At 72.7% G+C, this 25,215-nt stretch carries 20 protein-coding genes and 2 pseudogenes; 7 read left to right on the top strand and 15 right to left on the bottom strand.

Going from position 1 to position 25,215, the window contains the following annotated elements; all coding sequences use genetic code 11:
• Positions 1-4,451, bottom strand: a 4,451-nt coding sequence (locus IE242_RS30530) for a type I polyketide synthase (RefSeq protein WP_189865022.1), incomplete at its 3' end; no start/stop codon positions are given.
• A 457-nt stretch (positions 4,452-4,908) separates the two neighbouring features.
• On the opposite strand from IE242_RS30530, the gene IE242_RS30525 reads away from it, so the two are divergent.
• Genes IE242_RS30525 through IE242_RS30515 form a run of 3 tightly spaced genes read left to right on the top strand, consistent with a single transcriptional unit; the run spans position 4,909 to position 8,033 of the window.
• The gene (locus IE242_RS30525) at positions 4,909-5,229 is read left to right on the top strand and encodes a hypothetical protein (protein WP_189865020.1); all 321 of its coding nucleotides are present in this window, start codon (positions 4,909-4,911) and stop codon (positions 5,227-5,229) included.
• Between the two features lie 15 nt (positions 5,230-5,244).
• The gene (locus IE242_RS30520; protein WP_189865017.1) at positions 5,245-7,035 is read left to right on the top strand and encodes a fatty acyl-AMP ligase; all 1,791 of its coding nucleotides are present in this window, start codon (positions 5,245-5,247) and stop codon (positions 7,033-7,035) included.
• The gene (locus tag IE242_RS30515) at positions 7,035-8,033 is read left to right on the top strand and encodes a beta-ketoacyl-ACP synthase III (protein ID WP_189865015.1); all 999 of its coding nucleotides are present in this window, start codon (positions 7,035-7,037) and stop codon (positions 8,031-8,033) included. Before IE242_RS30520 ends, IE242_RS30515 begins: the two co-directional genes overlap by 1 nt.
• A gap of 116 nt (positions 8,034-8,149) precedes the next feature.
• On the opposite strand, the pseudogene IE242_RS39500 reads toward IE242_RS30515, so the two are convergent.
• A pseudogene (locus IE242_RS39500) lies at positions 8,150-8,257 on the bottom strand (HipA family kinase); the annotation flags it as partial.
• A 249-nt stretch (positions 8,258-8,506) separates the two neighbouring features.
• Between IE242_RS39500 and IE242_RS30510 the strand changes: the two are divergent.
• Positions 8,507-8,633, top strand: a pseudogene (locus IE242_RS30510) (transposase); the annotation flags it as partial.
• Between the two features lie 93 nt (positions 8,634-8,726).
• On the opposite strand, the gene IE242_RS30505 reads toward IE242_RS30510, so the two are convergent.
• Both IE242_RS30505 and IE242_RS30500 read right to left on the bottom strand, forming a co-directional pair.
• Positions 8,727-9,428, bottom strand: coding sequence for a GAF and ANTAR domain-containing protein (locus IE242_RS30505; protein WP_189865013.1), 702 nt, complete (start codon positions 9,426-9,428; stop codon positions 8,727-8,729).
• A gap of 132 nt (positions 9,429-9,560) precedes the next feature.
• Complete coding sequence (locus IE242_RS30500) at positions 9,561-10,256, bottom strand: response regulator transcription factor (RefSeq protein ID WP_189865011.1); 696 nt, start codon at positions 10,254-10,256, stop codon at positions 9,561-9,563.
• Positions 10,257-10,452: 196 nt separating this feature from the next.
• On the opposite strand from IE242_RS30500, the gene IE242_RS30495 reads away from it, so the two are divergent.
• Genes IE242_RS30495 through IE242_RS30485 form a run of 3 tightly spaced genes read left to right on the top strand, consistent with a single transcriptional unit; the run spans position 10,453 to position 13,383 of the window.
• A complete protein-coding gene (locus IE242_RS30495; protein ID WP_229859639.1) occupies positions 10,453-10,746 on the top strand; it encodes a circadian clock KaiB family protein in 294 nt (97 codons plus the stop codon).
• Positions 10,747-10,748: 2 nt separating this feature from the next.
• Positions 10,749-12,290: a circadian clock protein KaiC gene (kaiC, locus tag IE242_RS30490; RefSeq protein ID WP_189865007.1), complete on the top strand. Its 1,542-nt coding sequence runs from the start codon at positions 10,749-10,751 to the stop codon at positions 12,288-12,290.
• Positions 12,283-13,383 (top strand): sensor histidine kinase, encoded by a 1,101-nt coding sequence (locus IE242_RS30485; protein WP_189865005.1) that lies wholly within the window; start codon positions 12,283-12,285, stop codon positions 13,381-13,383. The genes kaiC and IE242_RS30485 overlap by 8 nt, the downstream gene beginning before the upstream one ends.
• Before the next feature lie 382 nt (positions 13,384-13,765).
• On the opposite strand, the gene IE242_RS30480 is transcribed toward IE242_RS30485, so the two are convergent.
• From IE242_RS30480 to IE242_RS30430, 11 genes are all read right to left on the bottom strand, one after another.
• Entirely contained in the window at positions 13,766-15,064 is a 1,299-nt protein-coding gene (locus IE242_RS30480; RefSeq protein ID WP_189865003.1) for a lytic transglycosylase domain-containing protein, read from the bottom strand.
• A 96-nt stretch (positions 15,065-15,160) separates the two neighbouring features.
• On the bottom strand, positions 15,161-15,985 hold the full coding sequence (locus tag IE242_RS30475) for a hypothetical protein (RefSeq protein ID WP_189865001.1): 825 nt from the start codon (positions 15,983-15,985) through the stop codon (positions 15,161-15,163).
• A 45-nt stretch (positions 15,986-16,030) separates the two neighbouring features.
• Positions 16,031-16,594, bottom strand: a complete 564-nt coding sequence (locus IE242_RS30470; RefSeq protein WP_189864999.1) for an Rv1363c family protein — start codon at positions 16,592-16,594, stop codon at positions 16,031-16,033.
• A gap of 26 nt (positions 16,595-16,620) precedes the next feature.
• Entirely contained in the window at positions 16,621-17,277 is a 657-nt protein-coding gene (locus tag IE242_RS30465) for a nuclear transport factor 2 family protein (protein ID WP_189865058.1), read from the bottom strand.
• 242 nt (positions 17,278-17,519) lie between these two features.
• Positions 17,520-18,053: a hypothetical protein gene (locus tag IE242_RS30460; RefSeq protein WP_189864997.1), complete on the bottom strand. Its 534-nt coding sequence runs from the start codon at positions 18,051-18,053 to the stop codon at positions 17,520-17,522.
• Complete coding sequence (locus tag IE242_RS30455; protein WP_189864995.1) at positions 18,050-19,372, bottom strand: MCE family protein; 1,323 nt, start codon at positions 19,370-19,372, stop codon at positions 18,050-18,052. Before IE242_RS30455 ends, IE242_RS30460 begins: the two co-directional genes overlap by 4 nt.
• A complete protein-coding gene (locus tag IE242_RS30450) occupies positions 19,369-20,688 on the bottom strand; it encodes an MCE family protein (protein WP_189864993.1) in 1,320 nt (439 codons plus the stop codon). The genes IE242_RS30455 and IE242_RS30450 overlap by 4 nt, the downstream gene beginning before the upstream one ends.
• On the bottom strand, positions 20,685-21,734 hold the full coding sequence (locus IE242_RS30445; RefSeq protein WP_189864992.1) for an MCE family protein: 1,050 nt from the start codon (positions 21,732-21,734) through the stop codon (positions 20,685-20,687). Before IE242_RS30445 ends, IE242_RS30450 begins: the two co-directional genes overlap by 4 nt.
• The gene (locus IE242_RS30440; RefSeq protein ID WP_189864990.1) at positions 21,734-22,861 is read right to left on the bottom strand and encodes an MCE family protein; all 1,128 of its coding nucleotides are present in this window, start codon (positions 22,859-22,861) and stop codon (positions 21,734-21,736) included. The genes IE242_RS30445 and IE242_RS30440 overlap by 1 nt, the downstream gene beginning before the upstream one ends.
• Positions 22,858-23,964, bottom strand: a complete 1,107-nt coding sequence (locus tag IE242_RS30435) for an MCE family protein (RefSeq protein WP_189864988.1) — start codon at positions 23,962-23,964, stop codon at positions 22,858-22,860. Before IE242_RS30435 ends, IE242_RS30440 begins: the two co-directional genes overlap by 4 nt.
• Complete coding sequence (locus tag IE242_RS30430; protein ID WP_189864986.1) at positions 23,961-25,214, bottom strand: MCE family protein; 1,254 nt, start codon at positions 25,212-25,214, stop codon at positions 23,961-23,963. Before IE242_RS30430 ends, IE242_RS30435 begins: the two co-directional genes overlap by 4 nt.
• Position 25,215: the final 1 nt, after the last annotated feature.

Below are 25,215 nucleotides of genomic sequence, written 5' to 3'. Positions count from 1 at the left end.
TGCGGTTCGACCGGGGCGGGGGCCTGTTCGATGATCACGTGGGCGTTGGTGCCGCTGATACCGAAGGACGAGACACCGGCCCGGCGCGGCAGGTCGCCCGCGGGCCACCCCGTCGCCTCGGTCAGCAGGCGCACACCGCTCGCCGTCCAGTTCACGTGCGGGGTGGGCTCCTCGGCGTGCAGCGTCCGCGGCAGCACACCGTGCCGCATCGCCATCACCATCTTGATCACACCGGCGACACCCGCGGCCGCCTGCGTGTGGCCGATGTTGGACTTCAGCGACCCCAGCCACAGCGGCCGGTCCTCGAACCGTCCCTGGCCGTACGTGGCGATGAGGGCTTCCGCCTCGATCGGGTCACCGAGCCGGGTGCCCGTGCCGTGCGCCTCCACCGCGTCCACGTCCCCGGGCGCGAGCCCGGCGTTGGCCAGAGCCTGCAGGATGACGCGCTGCTGAGAGGGGCCGTTGGGCGCCGTGAGCCCGTTCGAGGCGCCATCCTGGTTGACCGCCGTACCTCGCACGACGGCCAGGACCTGATGGCCGTTGCGGCGGGCGTCGGACAGCCGCTCGACCAGCAGCAGGCCGACGCCCTCGGCCCAGCCGGTGCCGTCGGCACCGGCCCCGAACGCCTTGCACCGGCCGTCCGCCGACAGCCCCCGCTGCCGGCTGAACTCCACGAACATGCCGGGCGTGGACATCACCGTGACGCCACCCGCCAGGGCCATCGTGCACTCGCCGCTGCGCAGCGACTGGACGGCCAGGTGCAGGGCGACCAGCGACGAGGAGCAGGCCGTGTCCACCGTGACGGCGGGGCCTTCGAGGCCGAACGAGTACGCCACCCGACCCGAGGCGACACTGGTCGTCGTGCCGGTCAGCAGGTAGCCCTCTACTCCGTCGACGGGCTCGTGCAGCCGGGGTCCGTAGTCCTGTGCCGTGGCGCCGATGAACACGCCGGTCCGGCTGCCGCGCAGCGTGCCCGGGTCGATGCCGGCCCTCTCGAGGGCCTCCCAAGCGGTCTCCAGGATCAGCCGCTGCTGCGGGTCGACGGCGGCGGCCTCACGGGGGCTGATGCCGAAGAACCCTGCGTCGAACTCGGCCGCCCCGTGCAGGAAGCCGCCATGCCGTGTCGAGGACTTGCCGGGCGTGCCGGGCTCCGGGTCCCAGAGCGCCTCGATGTCCCAGCCGCGGTCCGTGGGGAACCCGGAGACGGCGTCGCCGCCGGAGGCGAGCAGCCGCCACAGGTCCTCGGGGGAGTTCACGTCGCCGGGCAGGCGGCAGCTCATGGCCACGATGGCGATGGGCTCGTCGGGGTCGGCCGCGGCCACGGGCAAGGCGGACGCCGCGTCCTGGTTGCCCAGGGACCGCACGGCGAGGTGCCGGGCGAGCGCGACAGGGGTCGGGTGGTCGAACAGCAGGCCGCTGGGCAGGCTCAGGCCGGTGGCCGAGCCGAGCTGGTTGCGCAGTTCCACCGAGCTGAGCGAGTCGAAGCCGAGGTCCTTGAACGTCCACTCGGTCTCGACCTGGCGGGCTTCGGCGTGGCCCAGGACGGCGGCGATGTGTGCCCGGACCAGGTCCAGCACGGCCTCGTCACGTTCCGGCTCGGGCAGTCCGGCCAGCCGCCGGCCAAGATCGCCGACCGGCGCGGCCCCGGGGGTGACCTCCGGCTGCGCGGGCGCGGGGACCCCGCCGACGGCGGCGGCGAGCGGCGTGGCGGCGGCGGGCGAGGTGCCGGTGCCGTCCAGCCAGTGCCGCTGCCGTTCGAAGGCGTAGGTGGGGAGTGCGACCTTGCGGTGTGCGGCTCGTCGGCCGCCGAACAGGGCGTCCCAATCCAGCCGCACACCGTGGACGTGCAGCGAGGCGACCGCCGTCAGCAGAGCCGGTGCCTCGGGGCGGCGGGCGCGCAGGGCGGGGACGAACAGGGACTCGCTGCCGGCGCAAGCGCGGGCCATCGAGGTGAGCACGCCGCCCGGTCCGAGTTCGAGGTACGTACGTACACCCTGCTCGTCGAGGCGGGCGACGCCGTCGGCGAAGCGGACCGCCTCGCGCACATGGCGGACCCAGTACTCGGCCGTGCACCCCTCGTACCCGGACGTCTCCTCGGCCAGCCGGCCCGTGACGTTGGACACGATCGGGATGCGCGGGGCGTGGAAGACCAGGCCCTCGGCCACGGCCCGGAACTCCGCCAGCATGGGTTCCATGTGCGGGGAGTGAAAGGCGTGGCTGACCCGGAGCCGGCTGGTCTTGCGCCCCAGGGCGGCGAAGGCGCCGGCGATCTCGGTTACCAGGTCCTCCTCGCCGGAGACGACGACGGAGTCCGGGCCGTTCAGCGCGGCGATGCTCACGCGGCCGGTGTGTCCGCCGATGCGGGCGCGGACCTCGTCCTCGGTGGCCTGGACAGCGATCATGGCGCCGCCGGCGGGGAGCGCCTGCATCAGGCGGCCGCGCGCGGCCACGAGGGTGCAGGCGTCGGCGAGCGAGAGTACGCCGGCCACGTGCGCGGCGGCGAGTTCGCCGATGGAGTGTCCCATGAGCACGTCGGGGGTGACGCCCCAGCTCTCCAGGAGCCGGAAGAGGGCGACTTCCAGGGTGAACAGCGAGGTCTGGGTGTAGAGGGTGCGGTCGAGCTCGGCCGCTTCCCCGCTGCCCTCCGGGGCGAACATGACCTCACGCAGCGGCCGCGGCAGCAAGGGGTCGAGGTGGGCGCACACCTCGTCCAGCGCGGCGGCGAACGCCGGTGCGGCAGCGGCGAGTTCGCGGCCCATGCCGGCTCGCTGGCTGCCCTGACCCGAGAAGAGGAAGGCCAGCTCGCCGCGCGGACCCGTCCGTCCCGTGGTCAGTGCGGCGTCGATGCCGCCGGTGGACAGCTCGCGCAGGGCGCGCAGAACGTCCTCACGGTCCTCGCCCACGACGACGGCCCGGTGTTCGAAGGCGGTGCGGCCGGTGGCCAGCGACCAGCCGGCGTCCGAGAGGGAGAGGCCGGGGTGCGCTTCGGCGTGCGCGAGCAGGGCGGCGGCCTGGGCGCGCAGCCCGGTCGCGGTCCTGGCGGACAGCGGCCAGAAGGCCGGAGCCGCGCCCGTGTCAGCGGCATCGTCCGCGGCTGGGGGCACCTGGTGTTCCGTCAGCACGATGTGGCAGTTGGTGCCGCCCATGCCGAACGAGCTGACGCCGGCGACCAGCGGCCGGCCCTCCTCGGCCTCCCACGTGCTGTGCTCGGTCTGCACCCGCAGGTTCAGCCGGTCCAGCGGGATCGCCGGGTTCGGTGTCCGGAAGTTGAGGCTGGCGGGCAGTTCCCGGTGGCGCAGGGACAGCACCGCCTTGAGCAGGCCGGTGATGCCGGCGGCGCCCTCCAGGTGGCCGACGTTGGTCTTGGCCGAGCCGACCCGCAGCGCCTGGCCGGGCGCGCGCCCCGCACCGAGCACCGAGCCGAGGGCTGCGGCCTCGACGGGGTCGCCGACCTTCGTGCCGGTACCGTGCAACTCGACGTAGCCGACGTGGGCGGGGTCGATCCCGGCCCGCTCGTAGGCGAGCCGGAGGACCTGCTCCTGCCCGGATCCGCGGGGTACGGTCAGGCCGTCGCCGCCGCCGTCGTTGTTGACCGCGCTGCCGCGGATCACGCAGTGGACGGTGTCCCCGTCCGCAAGGGCTTGGGCCAGCGGCTTGAGGACGACGATGCCGCCGCCTTCGCCGCGGACGTAGCCGTTCGCGCGGGCGTCGAAGGTGAAGCAGCGGCCGTCGGGCGACAGGCCGCCGAACTTGGCGGCGCCCAGGGAGCTCTCAGGGACGATGTTGAGGTTCACGCCACCGGCGAGGGCGACCGTCGACTCGCCCTTGCGCAGGCTCTCGCAGGCCAGGTGGACCGAGACCAGGGAGGAGGACTGGCCGGAGTCCACGGTCAGGCTGGGCCCGTTCAGGCCGAGGAAGTACGAGACGCGGTTGGCGATGATGCTGCGGTGCAGGCCGGTGACGGTGTGCGGAGAGATGGCCGTGAGCCCGGAGCGGTGGTGCAGGGTGGCGTAGTCGTCCCAGATGGCGCCGACGAACACCCCGGTGCGGGTGTCGCGCACCGTCTCGGCGCGCACGTGCGCGTCCTCCAGCGCTTCCCAGGCCAGCTCCAGCACGAGCCGCTGCTGCGGATCCATGGCGGCGGCCTCTTTGGGCGAGAGCCCGAAGAAATTCGCGTCGAAGTGGCCGATGCCGTCCAGGAATCCGCCGCGGCGGATGTCGGTTCGCCCGGGTTCCGACAGGTCGGCGTCGGCCACCGCGGCGCCGTCCCACCGGTCCTGAGGCACGTCGGTGATCGCGTCCGTACCCTCGCTGAGCAGCCGCCAGAAGGCTGCCGGGTCGGCGGCTCCGGGCAGGCGGCACGCCAGGCCGATGACAGCTATGCCGTCGGCCGCGTCCGCCGGTGCCGGACCGGTTCCATTCCCTGCCTCGTTGAGTTCGGACTCGACCATGTGCACTCCACCCACTCACACAGAGAACGAAAAGGCACCGGTCGGTGGCCGGCCACGGCGCAGGCGATCGGCACGGACCAAACGGTGACACGTTGCGGCGCGACCCAGTTTCCGTGCTGCAGCCGCGCTTCACCGCTGCGGCGGGCCAGGTTTAGGGGATTCCCAAGGGAGGAAGTGCGCGGGCGTTGAAAGCCGACGCTTCTCTAAGGAAAACCCTAGGGCCAGTTGTGAGACAACTGGACCCTGCAGCCTCTTCCCAATCTCCTTCGATGCCCGACACCGAGGTCCGAGGTCTTCCATGGTGCATTCCGAAGCAGCCGCCAGTCACTGGGCAGATTTTCCGCTGCGTGCCTCGCAGCCCGTCTTTTCGGCCGACCAGAATCCTTCCGTGCCCTTCGCACGAGCTCGTGTGAATTTCCCGGTGCATCCGCTGCGGTGACCACCGAGCAGCAAGGAAATGACGGACCGGCTGCCGGACGTCATGGTGGACAGGAGGATCCCCGTCGACCCGTATCAAGCCTTCGCCGAGCCCCCGCACACGCTGGTCGTACCGGCACTGCTCGATCTGCTGGAGCGGACCGGGCGGAGCCCGGCCGTCACGTCGAGGATCTCCCGGGCAGGAGCCGTACCCCTGCACGAAACCGGGCCGGGGCCCGCGGCGGACGCGTGCCCGATTCTCAGCTTCCAGGAGCTGCTGATGGCCGTGATGGCGCCTTTCTCTCCCCCCGCATCCCCTCCACAGACCTCCACCGCCCCAGGCGGGCGCCAGGACCGATAAGGAGATCGTGAAAACGTGACCACCACCAGGCCGCATCCGCGCGTGGACGTACTCACTCTTCCCGACGCCTTGAGGCTGCGCAGCGAGGAGCAGCCCGACAAAACGGCTTATGTCTTCCTGCACAACGGGGAGGAACCGCGCGAGTCGCTCACCTACCGCGAGCTGCACGAGGCCGCACAGCTGAGAGCCTCCTGGTTCGTCGGCGCCGGGCTGTCCGGTCGCACCGCGGTACTTCTGTATCCGTCGGGCCTGGAATTCGTACGGACCCTCCTGGGGTGCATGTACGGACGTGTGGCCGGCGCCCCCGTGCAGGTGCCGCGGCGCCGCGAGGAGGTTCTGCGGCTGCGCCGGATCGCCGACGACTCGGGCACGTCCACCGTTCTGACCACGGCCGACGTCGTACGCGACCTGCGGGAGCGCTTCGGCGACATGCCCGCTCTGGCAGAGCTCACGCTGATAGCCACCGACGGCGTGGATCCGGCCCGCGAGCTGCCGGTGTCCGAGGGCGGCCACGGCGACCCCACACCGCCGGCGCCCGGCGACACCGCGCTGCTGCAGTACACGTCCGGCTCCACCGGCGACCCCAAGGGGGTCGTCGTCAGCCATGCCAACTTCCTCGCCAACGTCGCCGAGACCGACGAGCTGTGGCCCGCCGAGCCGCACGGCACGGTGGTCAACTGGCTCCCGCTCTTCCACGACATGGGGATGCTCTTCGGTCTGATCCTGCCGCTGTGGGCGGGCATCCCCTCGTACCTCATGACCCCCGAGGCCTTCATCCGCCGCCCGGCCCGCTGGCTGGAGGCCATCGCCCGGTTCGGCGGCACGCACGCTGCCGCGCCCAGCTTCGCCTACGAGTTGTGCGTCCGGGCGGCGGCGGAGGGCAAGATGGGCGACGTGGGCGACCTGTCGCGCTGGCGCGTGGCCGCCAACGGCGCCGAGCCGGTGCGCTGGAGCACGGTCCGGGCCTTCATCGAGGCGTTCACGCCGTACGGGTTCGCCCCCCGCGCCATGTGCCCCGGCTACGGTCTGGCGGAGAACACCCTCAAGGCCACCGGCACCCGCCAGGACCGTGAGCCCGGCGTCCTGTGGGTGTCCGGCGAGGCCCTGCAGAACGGCGTCGTCGAGCCCGCCGCCGAGTCGGCCGAGGGTTCCGTCCCCGCGGTGAGCAGCGGCGGTACCGTTCCGGGCACCCGGGTACGGATCGTGGACCCGGCCACCCGCCAGGAGCTGCCGGAGGGACAGGTCGGCGAGATCTGGGTCGACGGCCCCTGCGTCGCGGGCGGCTACCTGGGCCGGCCCGAAGCGAGCGAGAGCACGTTCCGCGCACGCCTCGCGCAGGACGACGGCTCCGGTCCCACCCATCTGCGCACCGGCGACCTCGGCTTCCTGTACGGGGGCGAACTGCACGTCACGGGGCGGCTGAAGGACGTCATCATCCGCAAGGGCCGCAACCACTACCCGCAGGACATCGAGCTGTCCGCCGAGGGCGCCGTACCGGGCCTGTTCCCGAACTGCGCGGCGTCCTTCTCCGTGGACGACGGCGAACGCGAACGGCTGGTGGTGGTGGTGGAGGCCGACGGCCGGGTCCTCGGCTCCGTGGGCGCCGACGGCTTGCGCCTGCGCGTCCACGATGCCGTACGGGAGACGCACCGGATCACCCCGGACGACGTGCTGGTCGTCCGGCGCGGTGCGCTGCCGAAGACGTCCAGCGGCAAGGTGCAGCGTCAGGCCTGCAAGAAGTTGTACGTCAAGGACGAGCTGAGAGCCGTGACCGCGACTGTGGCCACGGCCGGGACGGAGCGGTGATGGCCGGTATCCGCGGGCCCGAGCGCCGCCCCGGGGCGCGCATCCTCGGCGTGGGGGTGTACCGGCCGACGCGCGTGGTGAGCAACGACGAGATCTGCGCCCGCATCGACTCCAGCGACGAGTGGATCCGCCGTCGCTCCGGTATCGTCTCCCGGCGCTTCGCGGGCCCAGACGAGACCGTCATCACCATGGCGGTGGAAGCGGCCCGCAAGGCGATGGCCCAGTCCGGCACCCAGCCGGGCGACGTGGACATGGTGCTGCTCGCCACCATGTCCTTCCTGGAGCAGGCGCCGGCCGCCGCACCCCGAGTGGCCCATCAGCTGGGCATCCGCTCCGCCGGCAGCCTGGATGTCGCCGCCGCGTGCTCAGGCTTCTGCTACGTCCTCGGCCTGGCCGACTCGCTGGTGCGCTCGGGTGACGCCCGCAACGTCCTGGTGATCGGCTCGGAGAAGATGAGCGACATCGTCGACCCCGAGGACCGCGGCACGGCGTTCCTGTTCGGCGACGGCGCCGGGGCGGTCGTGGTCGGCCCCTCCGAGACGCCGGGCATCGGCCCGGTGGTGTGGGGTGCCGACGGCGAACGGCACCACATGATCGCCCATGACCGCACCTGGCTGGACACCCGCGACACGCCCGGCCCCTGGCCGACACTGCGGATGACCGGCCCGGAGGTCTACCGCTGGGCGACCCGGTCCGTGCCGGAGATCTCCCGGCAGGCGGTGGCGAAGGCGGGTCTGGAAATCGCCGACCTCGCGGCCTTCGTGCCCCACCAGGCGAACGCCCGCATCATCGACACCGCCGCGGAGTCCCTCGGCCTCGCCCCGCACACGGTCGTGGCCAAGGACGTCGTCACGTCCGGCAACACCTCGGCCGCCTCCATTCCGCTGGCCCTGGACGCCCTGCTGTCTCAGGGCACGTCGGCCAGGGGCGACCTGGCACTGCTGGTCGGCTTCGGCGCCGGACTGGCTCACGCGGCACAGGTGGTGGCGCTGCCCTGACCACACCGTTGCTCTTCCGCCGTCGCGGGCGGGGTCCGGGGAGGGCGTCGCACCTCCGGCCTTCCGGGCCCTGCCATGCGGGCACAGCCGGCTACCGCCTGGATCAGTGGGTCCGGGAAGTACACGACGTACATGCCGAGGTCGTCGGCCTCGACGACACCGGGTACGGAGCCGCCGGTCGTCAGGGGTTCGATGTAGCGGGTCGCAGTGACCTCTCTCAGCATTTCCTCAGGCCATCCCACTTCATCGCCGTTTCGATCCACAGTCGCCCTGGAAGGCGCCCAACAGCGGGGATACGCCTGCCATCAGCCCTGGGGAGGATCTGAGCAGTTTCGGCTGACACGCGGATCTCCCTGCCTCCCCAACAGTCCGTCCATGCCGTCCGCCCCTTGCTTCCGGCCTCCCGCATGAAGTGAGCATAGTGACCAAGCGTGATCGCTGGCGAGGGACGCCCGAGCCGCCGCGTCCCGGACCACCCTCTCTGCCGGGTCCTGGCCTCGATGCCGGGGGTCGCGGTCAGGACCACCGCCGTGCTGCTGGTCACCGTCGGCGACGGCACCCGCTTCCCCACCGCCGCCCACCTTGCCTCCTACGCCTCGCCCGGCACCGGGCCCGACGAAGGACATGGAGGCGCCCCCGCCAGGGCAGGCGGGGATCGTGACGGTCCGGGCGGGGGCGCCGTACGGGGCTGGGTCAGGGGCTTCGGCGGGTGCGCACGACCTCTCGCGCCGTGTCGTGGAGCTTCGCCCGGTGGTGGCGTGTGTGCTGACGCAGGTGGTCGAACGCCTCGTCGACGGAGACCTGCCGCACAGCGGAGATCACGCCCTTCGCCTGCTCGATGACCACCCGGCTGGTCAACGCCTGCTGCAACTGGTCGGCCAACCGCCTGAGCTCACCAAGGGCGGTGGAGTGCGCCAGGTAGGCGGTGGCCATGTCGTTCAGCAACCGGACCGCCGACAGATCGTGGGACGGCCAGGGACGGGCGGCCGTGTCATAGAGGTCGACGGCCCCCAGTACCCGGCCGTCGCCGCACAGCGGGACGCTGGCGAGGGCCACCACGCCGAACCGGTGCGCCACCTCCTCGTACGCGGTCCAGCGCCCGGGGGCCCGGGTCAGGTCCGCCACCGCCACCGGACGCGCGGTCCGCAGCGCGTCGGCACACGGACTGCCGTCCAGGCGCTCCTGCGCTTCGCCGAGCGCGGTGGACGCCCCGTCCAGGGCGTCGGCGAGCTTCGGGCGGTCGTTCACACACAGGGACACGCCCGCACTGCGCATTCCCAGGCTGCGCGCGCCGCACCGGGCCAGTTCGTGCAGTACCTGGTCGACCGGGGGGAGCGCGGCCAGCGTGGTGGCGAACCGCGACGTCTCCGCGAACAGCACATCCTTGTCGGCCATCGGCCGGACGCCCCTTTCCTCTTCCCGCACACGATGTACCGATGCCTACGGTAGGAGCGGTGACGCGGGGTGTTGAACCCGCGTATGGGCCGTTCGCATCCCCCAGTTGGGCCGAGTCCGGGTCCGCGGGTCTCAGGTGTCCGGACGGTCTCCCGGGGCGGGGTCCAGCAGCCCCTCCCGGATCGCCGTGACGACCGTTTCGAGCTGACTGTGCGCGTTCAGCTTCTGCATGACGCTCTTGACATGGCCGCGGACCGTGTGCGGGCTGATGACCAGTCGCTCGGCGATGGCCTTGGGGCCCAGCCCCTCCCCGAGCAGCCGCAGCACCTCCAGTTCCCGCGCGGTGCAGCGGCCCCGGCCCTGCTGCCGAGAGGCCGGACGCGCCGGCCGCTCGACACCGGGCGGGAGCGGTGCGTCCCCGGGCACCCCGGCCAGTGCCGCGAGCGTGCCGCCCGCGACCAGCAACGGCCCGGTGGCCGGGGCACGGATCGCGGCGAGGATGTCCGGGAGCGTACTGTCCTTCGTCAGGAAGCCCGCAGCGCCGGCCGCCGCCGCGGCGGCGAGCAGCCGGGGGCGGGGGTCCCCGGTCAGGATCAGCACGCGCAGGGCCGGGGCGGCCCTCTTGAGCAGCGAGGTCCCCGCGATGCCGTCGGTGCCGGGCAGGTGGACGTCCATCAGGACGACGTCGGTACCCGTCCGCGCCAGGGGCAGCGCCTGCTCGACCGTGTCCACGGCGCCCACGCACTCCAGATCGGGCTGGGCGCCGATGGCCAGCTCCAGCGCGTCGGCCAGCGTCCGCTGGTCCTCGACCACGAGCACCCTGGTCATCGTCGGCCCCTGCCGTGTCTGCGGTGGTCCCCGCCGCGCCGGAAACGGACGCCTCCGAGCCTAGGCCCGGCAGGCGGTCCGGCGCTCCTGTCGGGGCGAAGACGGCCACCGCTCTGGCAACCGGTTCCCGGGCGGAGGACAGTGGAGGGCAGGGACGGGCGGCGTATGGGGATCGCGCGGGGAGGTGCGCCCTCAAGTGACCACGTACTCCTTCGTTCTCTACGTCGCGGGGCAGACCCAGCGTTCCCACGAGGCGCTGGAGAACCTGCGGTCGCTCTGCGAGGCCCGTCTGCGGGGGTACTACGAACTGACCGTCGTCGATGCCGTCGAACGACCCGAGCTGGCGGAGCGCTGGCGCATTCTCGCCACGCCCACCGTGGTCCGGTTGCGCCCCGAGCCCCAGCGGAGGGTGATCGGGGACCTGTCGGACCTGCACCGCGCCGCCCTCGCTCTGGGCCTGCCCAACCTGGACGAGTTTGGAGGCGCGTGAACATGGCCGCCGGTGACGACACGCTCACGCGGGTGCCCACCAGCATCAACGGCTTCGACCGGGTGGCGCTGGGCGGCCTGCCCGAAGGCCGGTGCACCTTGGTGACGGGTACGGCGGGCAGCGGGAAGACGCTGTTCGCCGTGGAGTTCCTGGCCCGGGGCCGGCAGCGGTTCGGCGACCCGGGGGTGTTCGTCACCTTCGAGGAGCCGCCCGCCGACATCCGGCGGAACGCCGCCTCGCTGGGCTTCGACATCGCGGCCTGGGAGGCCGAGGGCACCTGGGCGTTCGTGGACGCTTCCCCCGACATCGCCGACGAGGGGCCGACGGTCGGCACGTACGACTTCCGCGCGCTGGTGGCGCGGATCGGCGACGCGGTGCGCAGGACCGGGGCCACCCGGGTGTCCCTCGACTCCCTGGGCGCGATCTTCACCCGGTTCCCGGACAAGACGGTCGTCCGGCACGAACTGTTCCGGATCGCCACCACGCTGGAGGGCCTCGGTGTCACATCCGTCATGACCGCCGAGCGGACGGACGAGTACGGCAGCATCTCGCGGTACGACGTCGAGGAGTTCGTGCTGAACAACGTCATCGTCCTGCGGAACGGGCTGTACCAGGAACGCCGCCGCCGGACAGTGGAGATCGTCAAGCTCCGGGGGGCGCCGCACCGCACCGGCGAGTGGCTGTTCACCATCGACCCGCGGGACGGCATCGTCGTCATCCCCCTCGCGTTCCTTCCCCTCGACAAGGGATCGGTGCGGCGCGACCGGGTCTCCTGCGGGATCCCGGCACTGGACGACATGTGCGGCGGGGGCTTCTTCCGGGACGCGGTGATCCTGCTCTCCGGCCCCACCGGCGTCGGCAAGACGCTGACCGCGCTCAGCTTCATGGTCGCGGGCGTCGACGCGGGCGAACGCTGTCTGCTCTACACCTTCGACGAGACCGAGGAGCAACTGCGGCGCGCGATCGCGGGCTGGGGCATGGACCTGGCCCGGATGGATGCCACGGGTCTGCTGGCCCTGATGTCCGAGTACCCGGAGACCTCGTCCCTGGAGGACCACTTCATCCGCATCCGGCGGTCGATCGAGGAGTTCCGGCCGCAGCGGCTGGTCATCGACACGCTGTCCGCGCTGGAGCGCATCAGCACCCCGCGGGCGCTGCTCGACTTCGTCATCGCCCTGGGCGCGGTGGTACGCCCCCAGGGCATCACCACGTTCCTCACGGCGCTGCCCGGGCAGCCGCACCCGGGTCCGGGCGGCCCGTCGGTCGCCGGACAGATCGCGAGCCTGACGGACATCGCCATCCTGCTGCGCTACATCGAGACGCCGGGCCGCGTCGGGCGCGCCGTCGCCGTGCTCCAGACCCGCGGCTCGGCCCACGACCACCGCGTCCGCGAGGTCATCATCGACCACACCGGTCTGCACGTGGGCGCTCCCCTGACGGGTGTGTCCAACATCCTGGCCGGATACGGGAGCCCGTTGCTGGACACCAGGCCGTGGCCCGCCGGGACGGCCGAGGGCACCTCGCAACCGGAGCCGCATGAATGACGGCGTCGCCCCGGGCTCCCGCTCCCCGTCGCCCGGGGAGCGTGAGCCCGGCGGGCCGGACCACGAGGACATCGTGCGGGCGGTCCTGGCGGCGTCGGCGGACGGCATCGTGGCCATCGACGAGCAGGGTGTCATCCGCTACTGCAACCCGGCCGCGACCGAACTGTTCGGCCGTCCGGTCGACGACCTGACCGGCAGCGACCTCGGCTCCCCGCTCGCCGTCGGCGAGACCGTCATCGATCTGGTGCTGCCCGGGGGCGGCAGCCGCGTCGTGGACATGCGGGTCACCACGACGGTGTTCGAGGGCGAGCGGCTGCACGTCATCGCGCTGCGGGACATCACCCGGCGGCGACAGGCGGAACGCGAACTGGAGGAAGCGCTGGAGCGGCGCAACGTCGTCGTCGCCGTCGCGGCCCACCAGCTGCACAACCCGCTGGCCACCATCGGTCTCCTGGTCGCCGTGCTGCGCGACCGCCGCGTGGCGGCCGACGCGGAGCGGCGCACCGAGATCCTCGCCCGGATCGGCGAGCGCGTCACCCACCTCCAGGGGCTCGTCCGCAAACTCCTCACCGCCTCCCGGATCGACGCCCACGAGGCGGGCGGCACCCCCGAGCACGTCCCCGTCCTGGGCTTCCTCATCGAGCGGCTGGCCGACCTCGGCGAACGGGCGGAATCCGTCCGCCTGTCCTGCGGGCGCGGACTGCGGGCGTACGTCGACCGGGTCGCCTTCTCGGAGATGCTCACGAACTACCTGGAGAACGCCCTGTCCTACGGCCGTCCGCCGGTCGAGGTGAGGGCCGAGGAGAGGACCGAGGAGGGCGGCGGGCGCTGGGTGGACATCACGGTGCGCGATCACGGCCCGGGAGTGGCCCCCGACTTCCTCCCGCGCCTGTTCGAACGGTTCAGCCGCGACCCCGCCCACGGGCAGGGCACGGACGGGGCCGGGCTGGGGCTGTGGATCGTCCGCAACCTGGCCCGCGCCAACGGAGGCGACGCGTGGTACGAGCCGCAGCCGGACGGCGCGTGTTTCCGCCTGCGGCTGCCGAAGGCAGGGGCGGGGGAACGTACATGGCCGTATGGTGATCGTTCGTGACCGGTACGGTGCGTGCGCGGCGCGGGAGGATCGGTCACGCCCGGCCGGTCGTCGACGTATCGCGACGACGGGAATGAAGGCCCGCTGGGCTACGCCGTTCCGTCACCGCTCGTACGATCTCGATGCCCGGCGACCGTGCCGCCGGGACCGCGCCACCGATCATCCTGCTGCTGACCACCGACGACACGCTGGTGGCCGGGCCGGTCACCGCCTCCCCCGTCCTTCCGGCGCCGATCTTCTCCTTTCCGGTCGGTCACTTCGTCGACACCCGGGAACGGCGTGCGCTGTCGAGGACTTCCCGCCCGGCTCGGAGCGCATTGCTCTGCACCACCTGGCAGGTCATTCAGCCGCGAGGACCGGGCCCTGCGATCGACCTCGGGGATCACCCGGCCGGGACGGTGGGGCAGGGGGAGGTGCTCGGGGAAGCGGAAGCGCTGGGATCGGGCGACTCGGGTGACGCGGGCGACTCGGGCGACGGGGTCGCGGTCTCCGGGGAGCAGTCGTCCGGGTCGGTGGGCGAAGGGCTCGCCTCGGTCGGGTCCGGCGACGCCGACGGGTCGGTGGTGGGGGACTCACCCGGCGGCTGCGAGGGGGAATCGCTCGTCGGAGACGCCGTCGGGGAGGCGGGCCCCGAGGTGGGCCCCGGTGAGGTGGCGGAGGACGACCGCTCGGGGGACGGCTTGCCGCTGCCCTGCGTACTGCCCGGGTCCGGGCCGATGACGATGCCGTCCTCCTTCTTGCCTCCCCCGCCTCCGCCGCCGCGCTCGCCGTCGACGGGCCTCGTCGCCGGGGTGTCACCGCCCGCGCCGGGGCTCTCGGGGATGACGCCCTTTCCGTCGGGGACGGTGTGGACCCCGCGGCTGTAGAACTCCAGCCAGTACCTGACCAGCTTCAGGTAGGACGAGGAGTAGTTGTAGCTGAGGATCGCCCGGTCCAGGTCCGCGGTCCGGCTCAGGTTCCGGTCGCCCGCGCACAGGTAGTGCCCGGCCGCCAGGGCCGCGTCGAAGATGTTGTTCGGGTCGGACCGGCCGTCGCCGTTGCCGTCCGTACCCCAGAGAGCCCAGGTGGACGGCAGGAACTGCATCGGTCCCACCGCGCGGTCGTAGACCGTGTCACCGTCGTGGGCGCCCCCGTCCGTGTCCCGGATCAGGGCGAACCCCTGCCCGTTGAGGGGTGGTCCGGTGATCCGGCCCCGTGTGGTGCCGTTCCGGTCGACCGCGCCGCCGCGGGCCTGCCCCGACTCGACCCTGCCGATCGCCGCGAGCAGCTCCCAGGGCAGCCGGCAGGCGGGATCCGTCCTGCCGACGGACGCCTCGGCGGCACGGTAGGCACGCAGGACGGTGGCCGGGACACCGGACTGGGCGCGGACGTCCGGGCCGGGCACTGTGGCGGCGGCCGAGGCGCCGGCCGGGCCCTTCACGGTCTTCAAGGGCGGGAGTTCGGTGTGGTAGGAACCGTCGCCCGGCGGAACGAGCCCGGTGACCGGGCCGTCCGCCGCCACCGGTCCGAGTTCGTCGTCGGCGGGCGGTGCGGCATGAGCGTCCTTCGCGTCCTGGACGAGGCCGGGCGCCTGGGAGGCGGTGAGGGCCGCCATGGCCGTCACGGCGATGGCGGTCGTCCGCAGTCCCCTGCGGGTCCGGCCGGTGCGCGGACGTCGTGCGCGTGCGCGGCGTACGGACATGGCTGTCACTCCTGTCGGGTGCGGCGGGGATACGGCGTGCGGATACGGCGCGGATACGGCGCGGATCGGACGGCGTACGTGCCGGCCGTGCGGTCCTCAGCGGCCGAAGGTGTCGATGCCGGAGACGAGCCAGCGTCCGTCGCGGTGCACGACGTCGACGGCGAGCATGGCTCCCGCGTACACGCCCTCGTCCTCCGTGGCCTCCTTGCTCCCGCCCGGGGCGGCCTGGTTCCCGGCGGTACCCACGCTGCTCTGGTCGGCGTAGACGAGGACCCGGGCCCGGTCGCCGTCGATCCGTTCGACCGCGCTCTCGGTGACCGTCGTGGTGATCACCGCCTTCTGCTCGTCGGCCCGCTGCCGGACGTCGGCGAGCAGGTCGCGGTGCTGGTCGACGGCCTTCCCCGTGAGCAGCTCTCCGGCGGCTTCGCCGAGTGCGTCCGGGTCGGTGTGGTCGTACGAGAAGAGCCTGTCGACGGCCTTGGCCGTCTGTCCCTTGATCTCGCTGGTGCGGGCGAGGTCGGTCAGGGCGGTGTTGCGCCGCGCGGGGTCGTCCCGGAGCGCCTGTGCCTTCGCGTGCGCCCAGCCGGCGAAGCCACCGAGCAGCACGGTCAGCGCGCAGAGCACCACGAGGGCCGTCGGGCGGCGAGGGCGGGCCCGGGTGGGCTGTTCCCGGGCGTCGGTGGGCTGTTCCCGGGAGTCGGTGGTTCTTTCGTCAGCCGTGACCGTGGCTGTGGTCGTGACCGTGGCCGTGGACGCCCGCCGGTCCGTCGTCTCCTCCGTGGCCGGCCCGGTCGTCGGCGTGGACGACGAGGGCGAGGATGAGGATACGGAGGCGGCGGAGGCGGCGGAGGCGGCGGCGGGCCGGATCTCGCGCGCCTGGCGGCGCCGCTGGCGGTTGATGTGGTGGCGGGTCGTCGACATCGTGCGGTGTCCTCTCGGTGCGGGCGGCGTGCGCGTACGGAACGGTCAGCCGGCCGATGCGCCGCCCACGGGTGCCTGTCCCAGGGCGCTCAGCCGCCACTGGCCCTTGGTCCGGGTGAGTTCGCCGAGCATGCGGCTGTCCTTCTCGCTCGCCGCGCCGTCGGACGCCTTGACGGTGACGCGCAGGGCGATCAGCACCCGGGCGCGGCCGGCGCGGTCGTCGAGTTCGGTGACGGCGCCCGACAGCACCCGGGCCGTGGTCACCGTCTTCGCCTTCTCCACCTGCTCGGCGAACTCCGCGCGTCCTGACACGAGTTGCTCGTGCAGCTCGCCCGTGGTCGACGACTCCCACAGGTCGAGGCCGTGCTGCAGATCGCGGTGGTCGAGCGTGTTGAGGTTCTGCACGGCCTGCTCCCCGGCGGCGAGCGCCTCGTCCCGCTGCGCCGCGTACGCGGCCCGGTCGTCGTGGGCCGCTCGGTACCAGTCCTGGCCCGCCCACACGGCGAAGCCGCCGGCGACGAGGGTGAGGGCGAGGACCAGGGCCGCCAGCGGCCGTGGGCGGTCTCCGGCGAGGACGCGGGAGACCGCGCGTGCGCGTTCGCGTGCCATGGGGTGCTCCCGTCTCCCGCGCACGTTCAGCGGGCCTTGATGTCGACGATCCGCCACCGGTCGTTGCTGAGCCGCGCCGTGACGGTGAGCTGGGCCGCCGCGGTGGTGGCCTGGTCCTTGCCGCGGCGGGAGGTCTGGTCGAGGAAGACCAGCAGGCGCGCCCGGTCACCGTCGAGTTCGATCACTCCGGTACGCACGGCCCTGGTGCTCAGGGTGACGCGCTGCTCGGTGAGGTCGGCGCGGACCTGGTCGAAGAGGTCCTGGTACTGGCGGGCGGCGCGGCCGTCGAGGACGGTGCGTGCGGAGCGCTCGGCGGCCGCGGTGCCGTCCGGTGTGTAGGAGAAGACACGGGCGAGGGCGTTGCCGATGTCGCCGGCGACGCGGGTGGTGGCCTCGGTGTCGGTGAGCGCGCGGTTCTGGGCGGACTCGGCCGATCTCAGCTGGTGGGCGCCGTAGAAGAAGCCACAGCCACCGAGGACGAGCACCGCGGCGGCCCCGGCCACGGCGCCCCGGCGCAGGCGCCCGCCCGGCGGTCGGCGGCGGGAAAGGGCACCGTCCGCCGCGTCCGCGGAGGGCACTCCCTCGGCGAGTTCATGCTGAGCGAGTTCATCCTCAGCGAGCCCGTCCTCGGCAGGCCCGTCCTCGGAACGCCCGCCCCCGGGTCCTTCGTGCTCGGCGCGCATGCCCGCGGGCTCCGGTCCCTTCCCCTCCGCGAAACCGCCGCCCGGTGCCTCTTCCCCGGCGGAGCCGTTCCCTCCGGGCTCCCGGCGGACCACGGCCGCCCACCTGGGTCTTCTCCTGTCCGGTGCGGACGTTCCCCGGGGCGGCGACTCCGCGGCCTCCTCCCCGGTGCCGGAGGCCGTGTCCGTACCCGTACCGAACCCCGGCGACCTGCCCCCGCGCAGCAGCCGCGTCAGCGTCCGCGTCATCGGTCCCCGGCCTCCTTCTCCTCCGTGAGCGGTACCGCGCTCAGCGCCCTCACCTTCCACTCCCCTTCGCCGGTGCGCGCCAGGACCGCCTCCAGGCGTTTGCGGTCGGTGGTCGGTTTCTTCGTCCCGGCCGTCCCGGCCGCCCCGGCCGGAGTGACCTCGACGCGGACCGTGGTGATGAGCCTGGCCGTGCCGGTGCGGGTGTCGAGCGCGGTGAGGGCGGCCTCGGTGACCGTGCCGCGCGCCGATGCGCCCGCTGCCGCCTCGGTGCGGCCCAGCTCCTCACGCAGCGGCCCGGTGGAGGCGGCGCGCCAGGCCCGGATGCTCTTCTCGGCCCGCTGCCGGGTGGTGGCGTCGAGCGTGGTGAGAACGGCGATGCCCGCCCGTCCGTCGGCGAGCGCCTGGTCGCGCTGCCGGCCGTACTCGAGCGTGTCGTCGGTGCGTGCCTGTGTGTACGTCCACGCGCCGGTGCCGCAGAAGCCGACCGTCAGCGCGAGCCCCACGCCGGTGAGCAGCCGGGCCCTCCTCATCGCGTGCTCCCGGTGGCAGGGGCGTCGGTGGCAGAGGCGTCGGCGGGGGTGAGAAGTCCCGCCATGTTCCCCGGCGCCTCGCCCTCCTGGCCCGGCAGGGCGAGGGCACCAGGAAGCGCGGCCGGTCCGCCCTGTCCGGCCGATCCGCCCGCCCGTGCCCCGCCGCTGCCCGAGGGCAGCGAGCCGGGCCTGGCCGGGTCGGGCACCCCGCCGCCCTTCGGGGCGTTCGCCGAGCCCCGTACGTTGAACCCGTCCGCGGCGGAGGCGGTGCAGGCCGCCTCGGTGTTGAGGGCGGGCGTGGTGCCGAGGTCGAGCCCGTTGCGGTAGCGCGTGGCGCCGTATCCGGCGGTGCAGGGCAGGGGTTTGAAGAAGGTGACGGCCATGCCGAGCTTCAGCTCTCCTCCGTCGACGGCGGTGGCGCCGGCGGCGACGGCCGCCGGGTACTTCACGAGGAGTTCCTCCGTGCCACGCTGCCGGGTGACGGCGATCTCGGAGGTGGTGAGCAGATTGGCGAGGACGACGCCGAGGCTCGGGTCGAGGTCCCGCAGGACCCCGCTGACCTGGGTGGCGGCCTCGGGAGTGACGGCGAGGAGGCGGCGCAGGTCGGCGTCGGAGCCCTTGAGCGTGCGGGCCAGTTCCTGCGCTCCGGTGGCGAAGTCGCGGATGGCCCGCTCCTCCTCGGCCTGGGTGCGCAGTACGGTCTCGCCGTCGGTGATGAGCCGGGTGGTGGACGGCAGAGCGCGGTCGGCGGCCTCCACGAAGGCGCTGCCGCTGTCGAGCAGCACCTGGAGATCGTCGCCGTGGCCTTCGAAGGCCTTGCCGAACTCGTCCACGACGGTCCGCAGGTCGTCCAGCGGCACGGAGGCCGCCAGGTCGTCCACGCTGGTGAGGACGTCGGTGACCGGTGCGGGCACCTGGGTGTCGGGCTGTTCGATACGGGCGCCGTCGGCGAGGTAGGGGCCGCCGTCGCTCTCGGGGCGCAGGTCGATGTACTGCTCGCCGACGGCGGAGAGTCCGGCGACCACGGCGCGGGTGTCGGCGGGGATGCGCGGGGCGGATTTCTTGATGCGGAGTTCGGCGACGACGCCGTCGGCGGTGAGGCCGATCGGGCCGACGCGTCCTACGGAGACCCCCCGGTAGGTGACGTCGGAGTGGGTGAACAGGCCTCCGGTACGCGGGAGTTGCACGTCGACGGTGTAGTAGTCGGCGACGCCGATGTACCGGCCGAGGTCGGCGTAACGGATGCCGAGGAAGGCGAGCGCGAGGACGGCGATGACGAGGAAGGCCAGATTCTTCAGCCGTACGGCGAGGGTGATCATCCGGACTCGCCTCCCCTCGTGGCCGCCGGGTCCGCTGCCGTGCCGGTGGCGGGGACGGAGACGGAGGGCAGGGGGAGAGGAGACGAGTGCGTCGGTGAGGGGTGCTCCGAGGAGGCCGCCGGCGGTGACGCGGACCGCTGTTCCTCGCCGCTCCTCTTCGCGCGCCGCTCGTCCGCCGTCCCCTGCCCACCGCCCGCCGCGGCGGAGGGGGTGCCCTGGGGCACGAGCGGCGGGATCACCTGGGTCCCGGGCTCGGCGGCCATGTTCAGGTACACGTTGAGGTAGTCACCCTTCACCCCCCGCAGCACCTCGTCGGTGAACGGGTACGTCAGCAGCACCTGGAGCGAGTCGGGCAGGTCCGTGCCCGCGTCCGCGAGCGCCTTCAGGGTCGGCGCGAGGGCCTCGAGGTCGGCGATCATGTCGTCCTTGCTCGCGTCGATGGTGGCGACGGCGACGTCGGAGAGCGTGTCGAGGGAGCGCAGCATGGTCAGCAGCGAGCCGCGTTGCCTCTCGAGCGTCTTCATCCCGGGCGAGAGTTCGGTGAGCACGGTGGCGACGTCGTCCTCGCGGGTGGCGAGGGTCGCGGAGAGCCGGTTGACGGCGTCGAGGGCGTCGGTGATGTCGCCCCGGTGGGCGTCCAGGTCGGTCACCAGGGTGTCGACCCGCCTCAGCAGGGAACGGACGTCGCCTTCGCGGCCGCCGAGCGCCTCGTTGAGTTCCTTGGTGATGGTCTTGAGCTGGTTGACGCCGCCGCCGTTGAGGAGGAGGGACAGCGCGCCGAACACCTCTTCCACCTCGGTGTTGCGGCTGGTGCGGGAGACCGGGATGACGTCCCCGTCCCCCAGCCTTCCGGCTCCCGTTTCCTTCTCGGGTGCGACGAGCTGGATGTATTTCTCGCCCAGCAGGCTGGACTGTTCGAGCCGGGCGGTGGCGTCGGCGGGCAGCCGCACCTCGCCGTTGATCTTCATGGTGACCCGGGCCGACCAGTCGTCGCCGCCGAGTTCGACGGCGGTGACCCGGCCGACGGCGACGTCGTCGACCTTCACCGCGGACTGCGGGACCAGGCTGAGCACGTCCCGCAGTTCCGCGGTGACGGTGTAGGGATGGTCGCCGAGGTCGGCGCCGCCGGGCAGCGGCAGGTCCTGGATGCCGTCGAAGCGCGGTGGCCCGAGGGTGACCGCGCCGAGGGTCAGGGCGAAGCCGAGGCCGACGGCGAGGAGCCCGCCCAGGGTGAGACCGGCGGCGCCGCCCGTGGTGAGCACTCCGCGTTTCACCGCCGCGGCCGTCGGTCCGGCGTGCCGTGCACCGCGCTTCATCGCTCCCCCGTTCCGTTTCCGGAGGCCGCGGACCCGCCACCGCTCGCGGACGAACCGCCCGTAGCGGGCAGGGGCAGCAGCGGGCCGCCCATGCTGATCTCGTTGAGGTTGGCGCGGCCGTCGAGGGTGCGCGTGTCGGGGTTGTAGGCGCCCACCAGGTTCCCCGCGGCCAGCGGTGCCACGTCCAGCGCCTCGGCGAGCGAGGCCCGCTGCTCGACGAGGGTCCGCGTGATGGGGACGAGCCGGTCGACGTTCTTCTTCAGCTCGCCCCGGTTGTCCTCGATGAAGGTCTTGACCTGGCCGAGGGCGGTGCCGAGTTCTTCCAGCGCGCCGGCGAGGTCGTCCTTGTTGTCGGCGAAGAAGCCGACCACCTCGTCCAGGCGTTCCTGTGCGGTCCGTACGTCGGTGTCCTTCTCCTTCAGCATGGTGGTGAAGGTCTGGAGCCGGCTGAGCGTGTCGAACAGGTCGTCGCTGCTGCCGTCGAGGGTCCTGGCCGCCTTGCCGAACTCCTCGATGCTGTCACCGATGGCCTCGCCGTTGCCGTCGAGGTTGGCGGCGCCGGTCCGCAGCAGTTCGGACAGGGCGCCCGTGGAGTTGGCGCCGTCCGGGCCGAGGGCCCGGCCGAGTTCGGTGATCGAGTCGTAGAGCTGGTCGATCTCGACGGGCGTGCGGTTGTGCTCGGCGGGCAGGACGGCGCCTTCGGCGAGGGCGGGGCCCGAGCTGTAGGCGGGGGTGAGCTGCACATAGCGGTCGGCGACGACACTCGGCGCGACGACGACGGCCCGCGCGCCCTCGGGAACCTTCACGCCCTCGTCCAGGACGAGGCCGACGCGGACCGTGGTGCCCTGCGGCCGCACCGACTCCACCTCGCCGACCCGTACGCCGAGGATGCGCAGGTCGGATCCGGCGTAGACGCCGACGGCACGGTCGAAGTAGGCGGTGACGCGGGTCCCGTCGGAGTCGAGGGCCCGTACGGTGACCAGGCCGCCGGCGGCGAGCACCGCGAGGGCGAGCACGCCGGTGAGGAGTTGTCTGCGTCTGCTCATCACTCACCGTTCCCCTGGGCCGCCGCCGTCTGTCGCGGCGGCATGCAGCCGGTCTCGGGCTGGGACGTCTCGGGCAGGTAGTCGCGGGGGACGACGCCGCACAGGTAGCTGTCGAACCAGCGGCCGTTGCCGAGGGTGTTGCCGACGAGGCGGTAGTACGGGCCGACCAGTGCGAGGGTCTCGCCGAGCCGGGTGTTGTTCTCCTCCAGGACGCCCGTGACCCGGCCGAGCGCCTCGAGGGTGGGGCGGAGCTGCTTCTCGTTGTCGTCGACGAGGCCGCCGAGTTCGGTACCGAGCTTCCGGCTGCCCTCGAGCAGGGCGCGGATGGCGTCGCGGCGGTCCCGCAGCTCGCCGAGCAGGGAGCCGCCGTCCTCCAGCAGGATCTCGAAACTGGACTCCTGGTCCTGCAGCGTCTTGGAGAAGCGGGCGCTGCCTTCGAGGAGTTCGGCGAGTTCCGCGTCGCGCTCGGAGACGGTCTTCGACAGCGCGGACAGGCCGTCGACGGCCTTGCGCACATGGGGCGGGGAGTCCGCGAAGGTGTCGGAGATGGCCTCGAAGCTCTCCGCCAGCTGCTGGGTGTCGATGGCGTCGACGGTGCCGCTGAGGTCCTGGAACGCCTGCGTCACGTCGTACGGGGAGGTGGTGCGGGACAGTGGGATCCGGCTGCCCGGGTCCTGCCGGCCGGAGCCGAGCGGGTCGAGCGCCAGGTACTTGTCGCCGAGGAGCGTCTTGATGGCGATGGCGGCGGTCGTGCGGTCCCCGAGCCAGGCGTCCTCGACCTCGAAGCCGACCTTCACCTTGGCGCCGTCGAGAGCGACTCCGGTGACCTCGCCGACCTTGACGCCGGCGATGCGCACCTCGTCACCCTCGTCGAGGCCGGCCGCCTCGGAGAAATCGGCGCTGTAGGAGGTGCCGCCGCCGAACGGCAGCCGCTCCACGTTGTAGACGACGACGGCGAGCAGGGCGAGGGCGAGCAGCCCGACGACGGCGACGCCGACGGGATTGCGTTCCTTGACCGGCTTGATGCGCGGACGCCGGGGCCCGGCCGCCCGGTCGGCTCCCCGGTCGGTCCCGTCGCGCCGTACGAGGGATCGCCGTAGGAGGGATCGCCGTACGAGGTTCCTCATCCGCGGCACCTCGATTCGGTGATCGCGATGCCGGTCGGCGGCTTCGAGCCGTCGGAGGTGGTCACTCCGCTCACCCGGGCCTCGCAGAGGTAGAGGTTGAACCACGATCCGTACGAGGACAGGCGGGCCAGTGCGGTCATCTTGGCGGGCGTCCGGTCGAGGAAGTCCTCGATCTGCGGCGTGTGTTCGCCGAGCCCGGTCGAGAGCCGGCCCAGTTCGCGGATGTCCTGCTTCAGGGGCGCGCGGCCGTCCTCGAGGAGGTCGGCGGTGACGGTGGTCAGGTCGCCCATGGCCTCGACGGCCTCACCGAGCGGTTTCCGGTCGTCGTTGAAGCCGGTGACGAGCTCCCGCAGGGTGACGACGAGGTCGTCGAAGTCGTCCTCGCGGTCGTTGAGGGTGTCGAGGACGGTGGTGAGGTTGTCGACGACCTGGCCGATCACCTCGTCCTTGGCGGCGACGGTCGAGCTGAGCGAGCCGACGTGGCGGATCAGGCTGTCGACGGTGACGCCCTCGCCCTGGAGCACCTGCACGATCGAGCCGGCGAGTTCGTTGACGTCCTTCGGGGACAGCCCTTCGAACAGCGGCTTGAAGCCGTTGAAGAGCAGCGTCAGATCGAGGGCGGGTGTCGTGCGGTCGAGCGGGATGGTGCCGCCCGCTTCGAGGGTGCCGGTGAGGTCACCGATGCCGCGGTCGAGGGCGACGTAGCGCTGGCCGACCATGTTGAGGTACTTCACGGCGGCGGTGGCCGACCGGGGCAGCCGGCGGTCGTCGCGGACCGTGAAGGTGACCTGCGCGGTGCGCCGCTGTACGACGCGGACGTCGGTCACCTCGCCGACCTTCACCCCGGAGATGCGCACGCTGTCGCCGTCGACGAGTCCGGTGACGTCGGTGAACAGGGCCTTGTAGGTGCGGGTGCCGGTGTCGACACCGGTGTTGGCGACGCTGAGGCCGAGCACGGTCGTGGCGATGCCGGTGACCACCACGAAGACCAGGGACTTGAGCAGCGGCCCGGTCAGCGGGCGGCGCCGGGTGTGCGAGGTGTCCGAGGCGTTCGGGGCGTCCGGCGCGTCCTGGGTGCCCGGGGTGGTGTCCTGGACGGTCATCCGAGGGTCACCTCCGTGCCGCGGTAGGCCGGGCCGACGAGCAGGCTGCTCCAGTCGGGCAGCTCGCCGGGCTGCCGGCCGGCGGCGGGTGCGAGCAGTTCGTTGACGAGGTCGTTCTCCTGCGGGGAGTTGGCGGGCCCGAGGTCCTGGTCGGCCGCCGCGGACGCCCGTACGGCGGGTGCGGCGGACGCGCCGAGGTACGGCACGGGGTAGCAGCGCGGGCCGCCGCCGGAGCCGTACACCGGGGTGTCGCGGCCGGGCACGTAGGCGCCGCGCGAGGGCACGGTGGTGACGTCGACGTGGATGCCGGGCTTGTCGGTGCCCTTGCCGAGCGCCTTGTCCATGGCGGGCACGAACTCGGCGAGGGTGCGCAGGGTGCAGGGGAACGACGGGGAGTACTCGGCGAGCAGTTCCAGGGTGGGCCTGCTGGTGGCGCTGAGCCGGATGATGTTGTCCTCGTTCTTCCGCAGGAAGGCCGTCATGTCCTCGGCCGTCCGGGTGGTGGCGCCGAGGGTGCCGGACAGGTCGCTCTCCCGCTCGGCGAGGGTGCCGCTGGTGGTGGTGAAGTCGGTGAGCGCCGTGATGATGTCGGGCGCGGCGTCCGCGTAGACATGGCTGACCTTCACGAGCTCCTTGAGGTCGCGGTTGAGGGCGGGCAGATGGGGGTTGAACTTCCGCAGGTGCCGGTCCAACCGGCTGAGGGTCTCGCCGAGCTCGTCGCCGCGTCCCTCCAGGGCCTGCGAGACCGCCGACAGGGTCGCGGCCAGCTTCTGCGGCTGGACCGCGGTGAGCGTCGGCAGGACGTCGTCGAGGACCTGCTGGAGCTCGACGGCGTTCTCGGAGCGGTCCTGGGGGATGACGGCTCCGGCGGCCAGCGGCCGGTCCGAGGGGTTCTCGGACGGTACGAGGGCCACGAACCGTTCACCGAACAGGGTCGTCGGCAGCATCTGCGCGCGGACGTCGGACGGTACGTCGTCCAGGGCGCCGGGCTTCATGGCGAGGGTGAGCCGGGCCCCGTCGCCGGTGGCGTCGATGGCGCGGACCTCGCCGACGACGACACCGCGCAGTTTGACCTCGGCGCCCAGGTGCATCTCGTTGCCGACGCTGCCGGTCTCGACGACCACCGGGTCGGAGTCGGTGAACCGCTTGTCGTAGACGGCGACGGACAACCCCACCAGGAGGGCGGGCACCAGCAGGAACGCCACCCCGGCGGACCGGCGGCGCAGCGTCTCGCCTCGTCGTCCGCTCATC

Source organism: Streptomyces poonensis, assembly GCF_014650915.1.
Taxonomy (GTDB): domain Bacteria; phylum Actinomycetota; class Actinomycetes; order Streptomycetales; family Streptomycetaceae; genus Streptomyces; species Streptomyces poonensis.
Note: the sequence above shows the minus strand (reverse complement) of the source record. Positions and strands in the feature narration are given on the sequence as shown.

Excerpts from the sequence above, each read along its gene's own strand:
- IE242_RS30525 (WP_189865020.1), top strand. The coding sequence starts at position 4,909 with ATGACGGACCGGCTGCCGGACGTCATGGTGGACAGGAGGATCCCCGTC.
- IE242_RS30515 (WP_189865015.1), top strand. The coding sequence starts at position 7,035 with ATGGCCGGTATCCGCGGGCCCGAGCGCCGCCCCGGGGCGCGCATCCTC.
- IE242_RS30505 (WP_189865013.1), bottom strand. The coding sequence starts at position 9,428 with ATGGCCGACAAGGATGTGCTGTTCGCGGAGACGTCGCGGTTCGCCACC.
- IE242_RS30500 (WP_189865011.1), bottom strand. The coding sequence starts at position 10,256 with ATGACCAGGGTGCTCGTGGTCGAGGACCAGCGGACGCTGGCCGACGCG.
- kaiC (WP_189865007.1), top strand. The coding sequence starts at position 10,749 with ATGGCCGCCGGTGACGACACGCTCACGCGGGTGCCCACCAGCATCAAC.
- IE242_RS30485 (WP_189865005.1), top strand. The coding sequence starts at position 12,283 with ATGAATGACGGCGTCGCCCCGGGCTCCCGCTCCCCGTCGCCCGGGGAG.
- IE242_RS30480 (WP_189865003.1), bottom strand. The coding sequence starts at position 15,064 with ATGTCCGTACGCCGCGCACGCGCACGACGTCCGCGCACCGGCCGGACC.
- IE242_RS30475 (WP_189865001.1), bottom strand. The coding sequence starts at position 15,985 with ATGTCGACGACCCGCCACCACATCAACCGCCAGCGGCGCCGCCAGGCG.
- IE242_RS30470 (WP_189864999.1), bottom strand. The coding sequence starts at position 16,594 with ATGGCACGCGAACGCGCACGCGCGGTCTCCCGCGTCCTCGCCGGAGAC.
- IE242_RS30465 (WP_189865058.1), bottom strand. The coding sequence starts at position 17,277 with ATGCGCGCCGAGCACGAAGGACCCGGGGGCGGGCGTTCCGAGGACGGG.
- IE242_RS30460 (WP_189864997.1), bottom strand. The coding sequence starts at position 18,053 with ATGAGGAGGGCCCGGCTGCTCACCGGCGTGGGGCTCGCGCTGACGGTC.
- IE242_RS30455 (WP_189864995.1), bottom strand. The coding sequence starts at position 19,372 with ATGATCACCCTCGCCGTACGGCTGAAGAATCTGGCCTTCCTCGTCATC.
- IE242_RS30450 (WP_189864993.1), bottom strand. The coding sequence starts at position 20,688 with ATGAAGCGCGGTGCACGGCACGCCGGACCGACGGCCGCGGCGGTGAAA.
- IE242_RS30445 (WP_189864992.1), bottom strand. The coding sequence starts at position 21,734 with ATGAGCAGACGCAGACAACTCCTCACCGGCGTGCTCGCCCTCGCGGTG.
- IE242_RS30440 (WP_189864990.1), bottom strand. The coding sequence starts at position 22,861 with ATGAGGAACCTCGTACGGCGATCCCTCCTACGGCGATCCCTCGTACGG.
- IE242_RS30435 (WP_189864988.1), bottom strand. The coding sequence starts at position 23,964 with ATGACCGTCCAGGACACCACCCCGGGCACCCAGGACGCGCCGGACGCC.
- IE242_RS30430 (WP_189864986.1), bottom strand. The coding sequence starts at position 25,214 with ATGAGCGGACGACGAGGCGAGACGCTGCGCCGCCGGTCCGCCGGGGTG.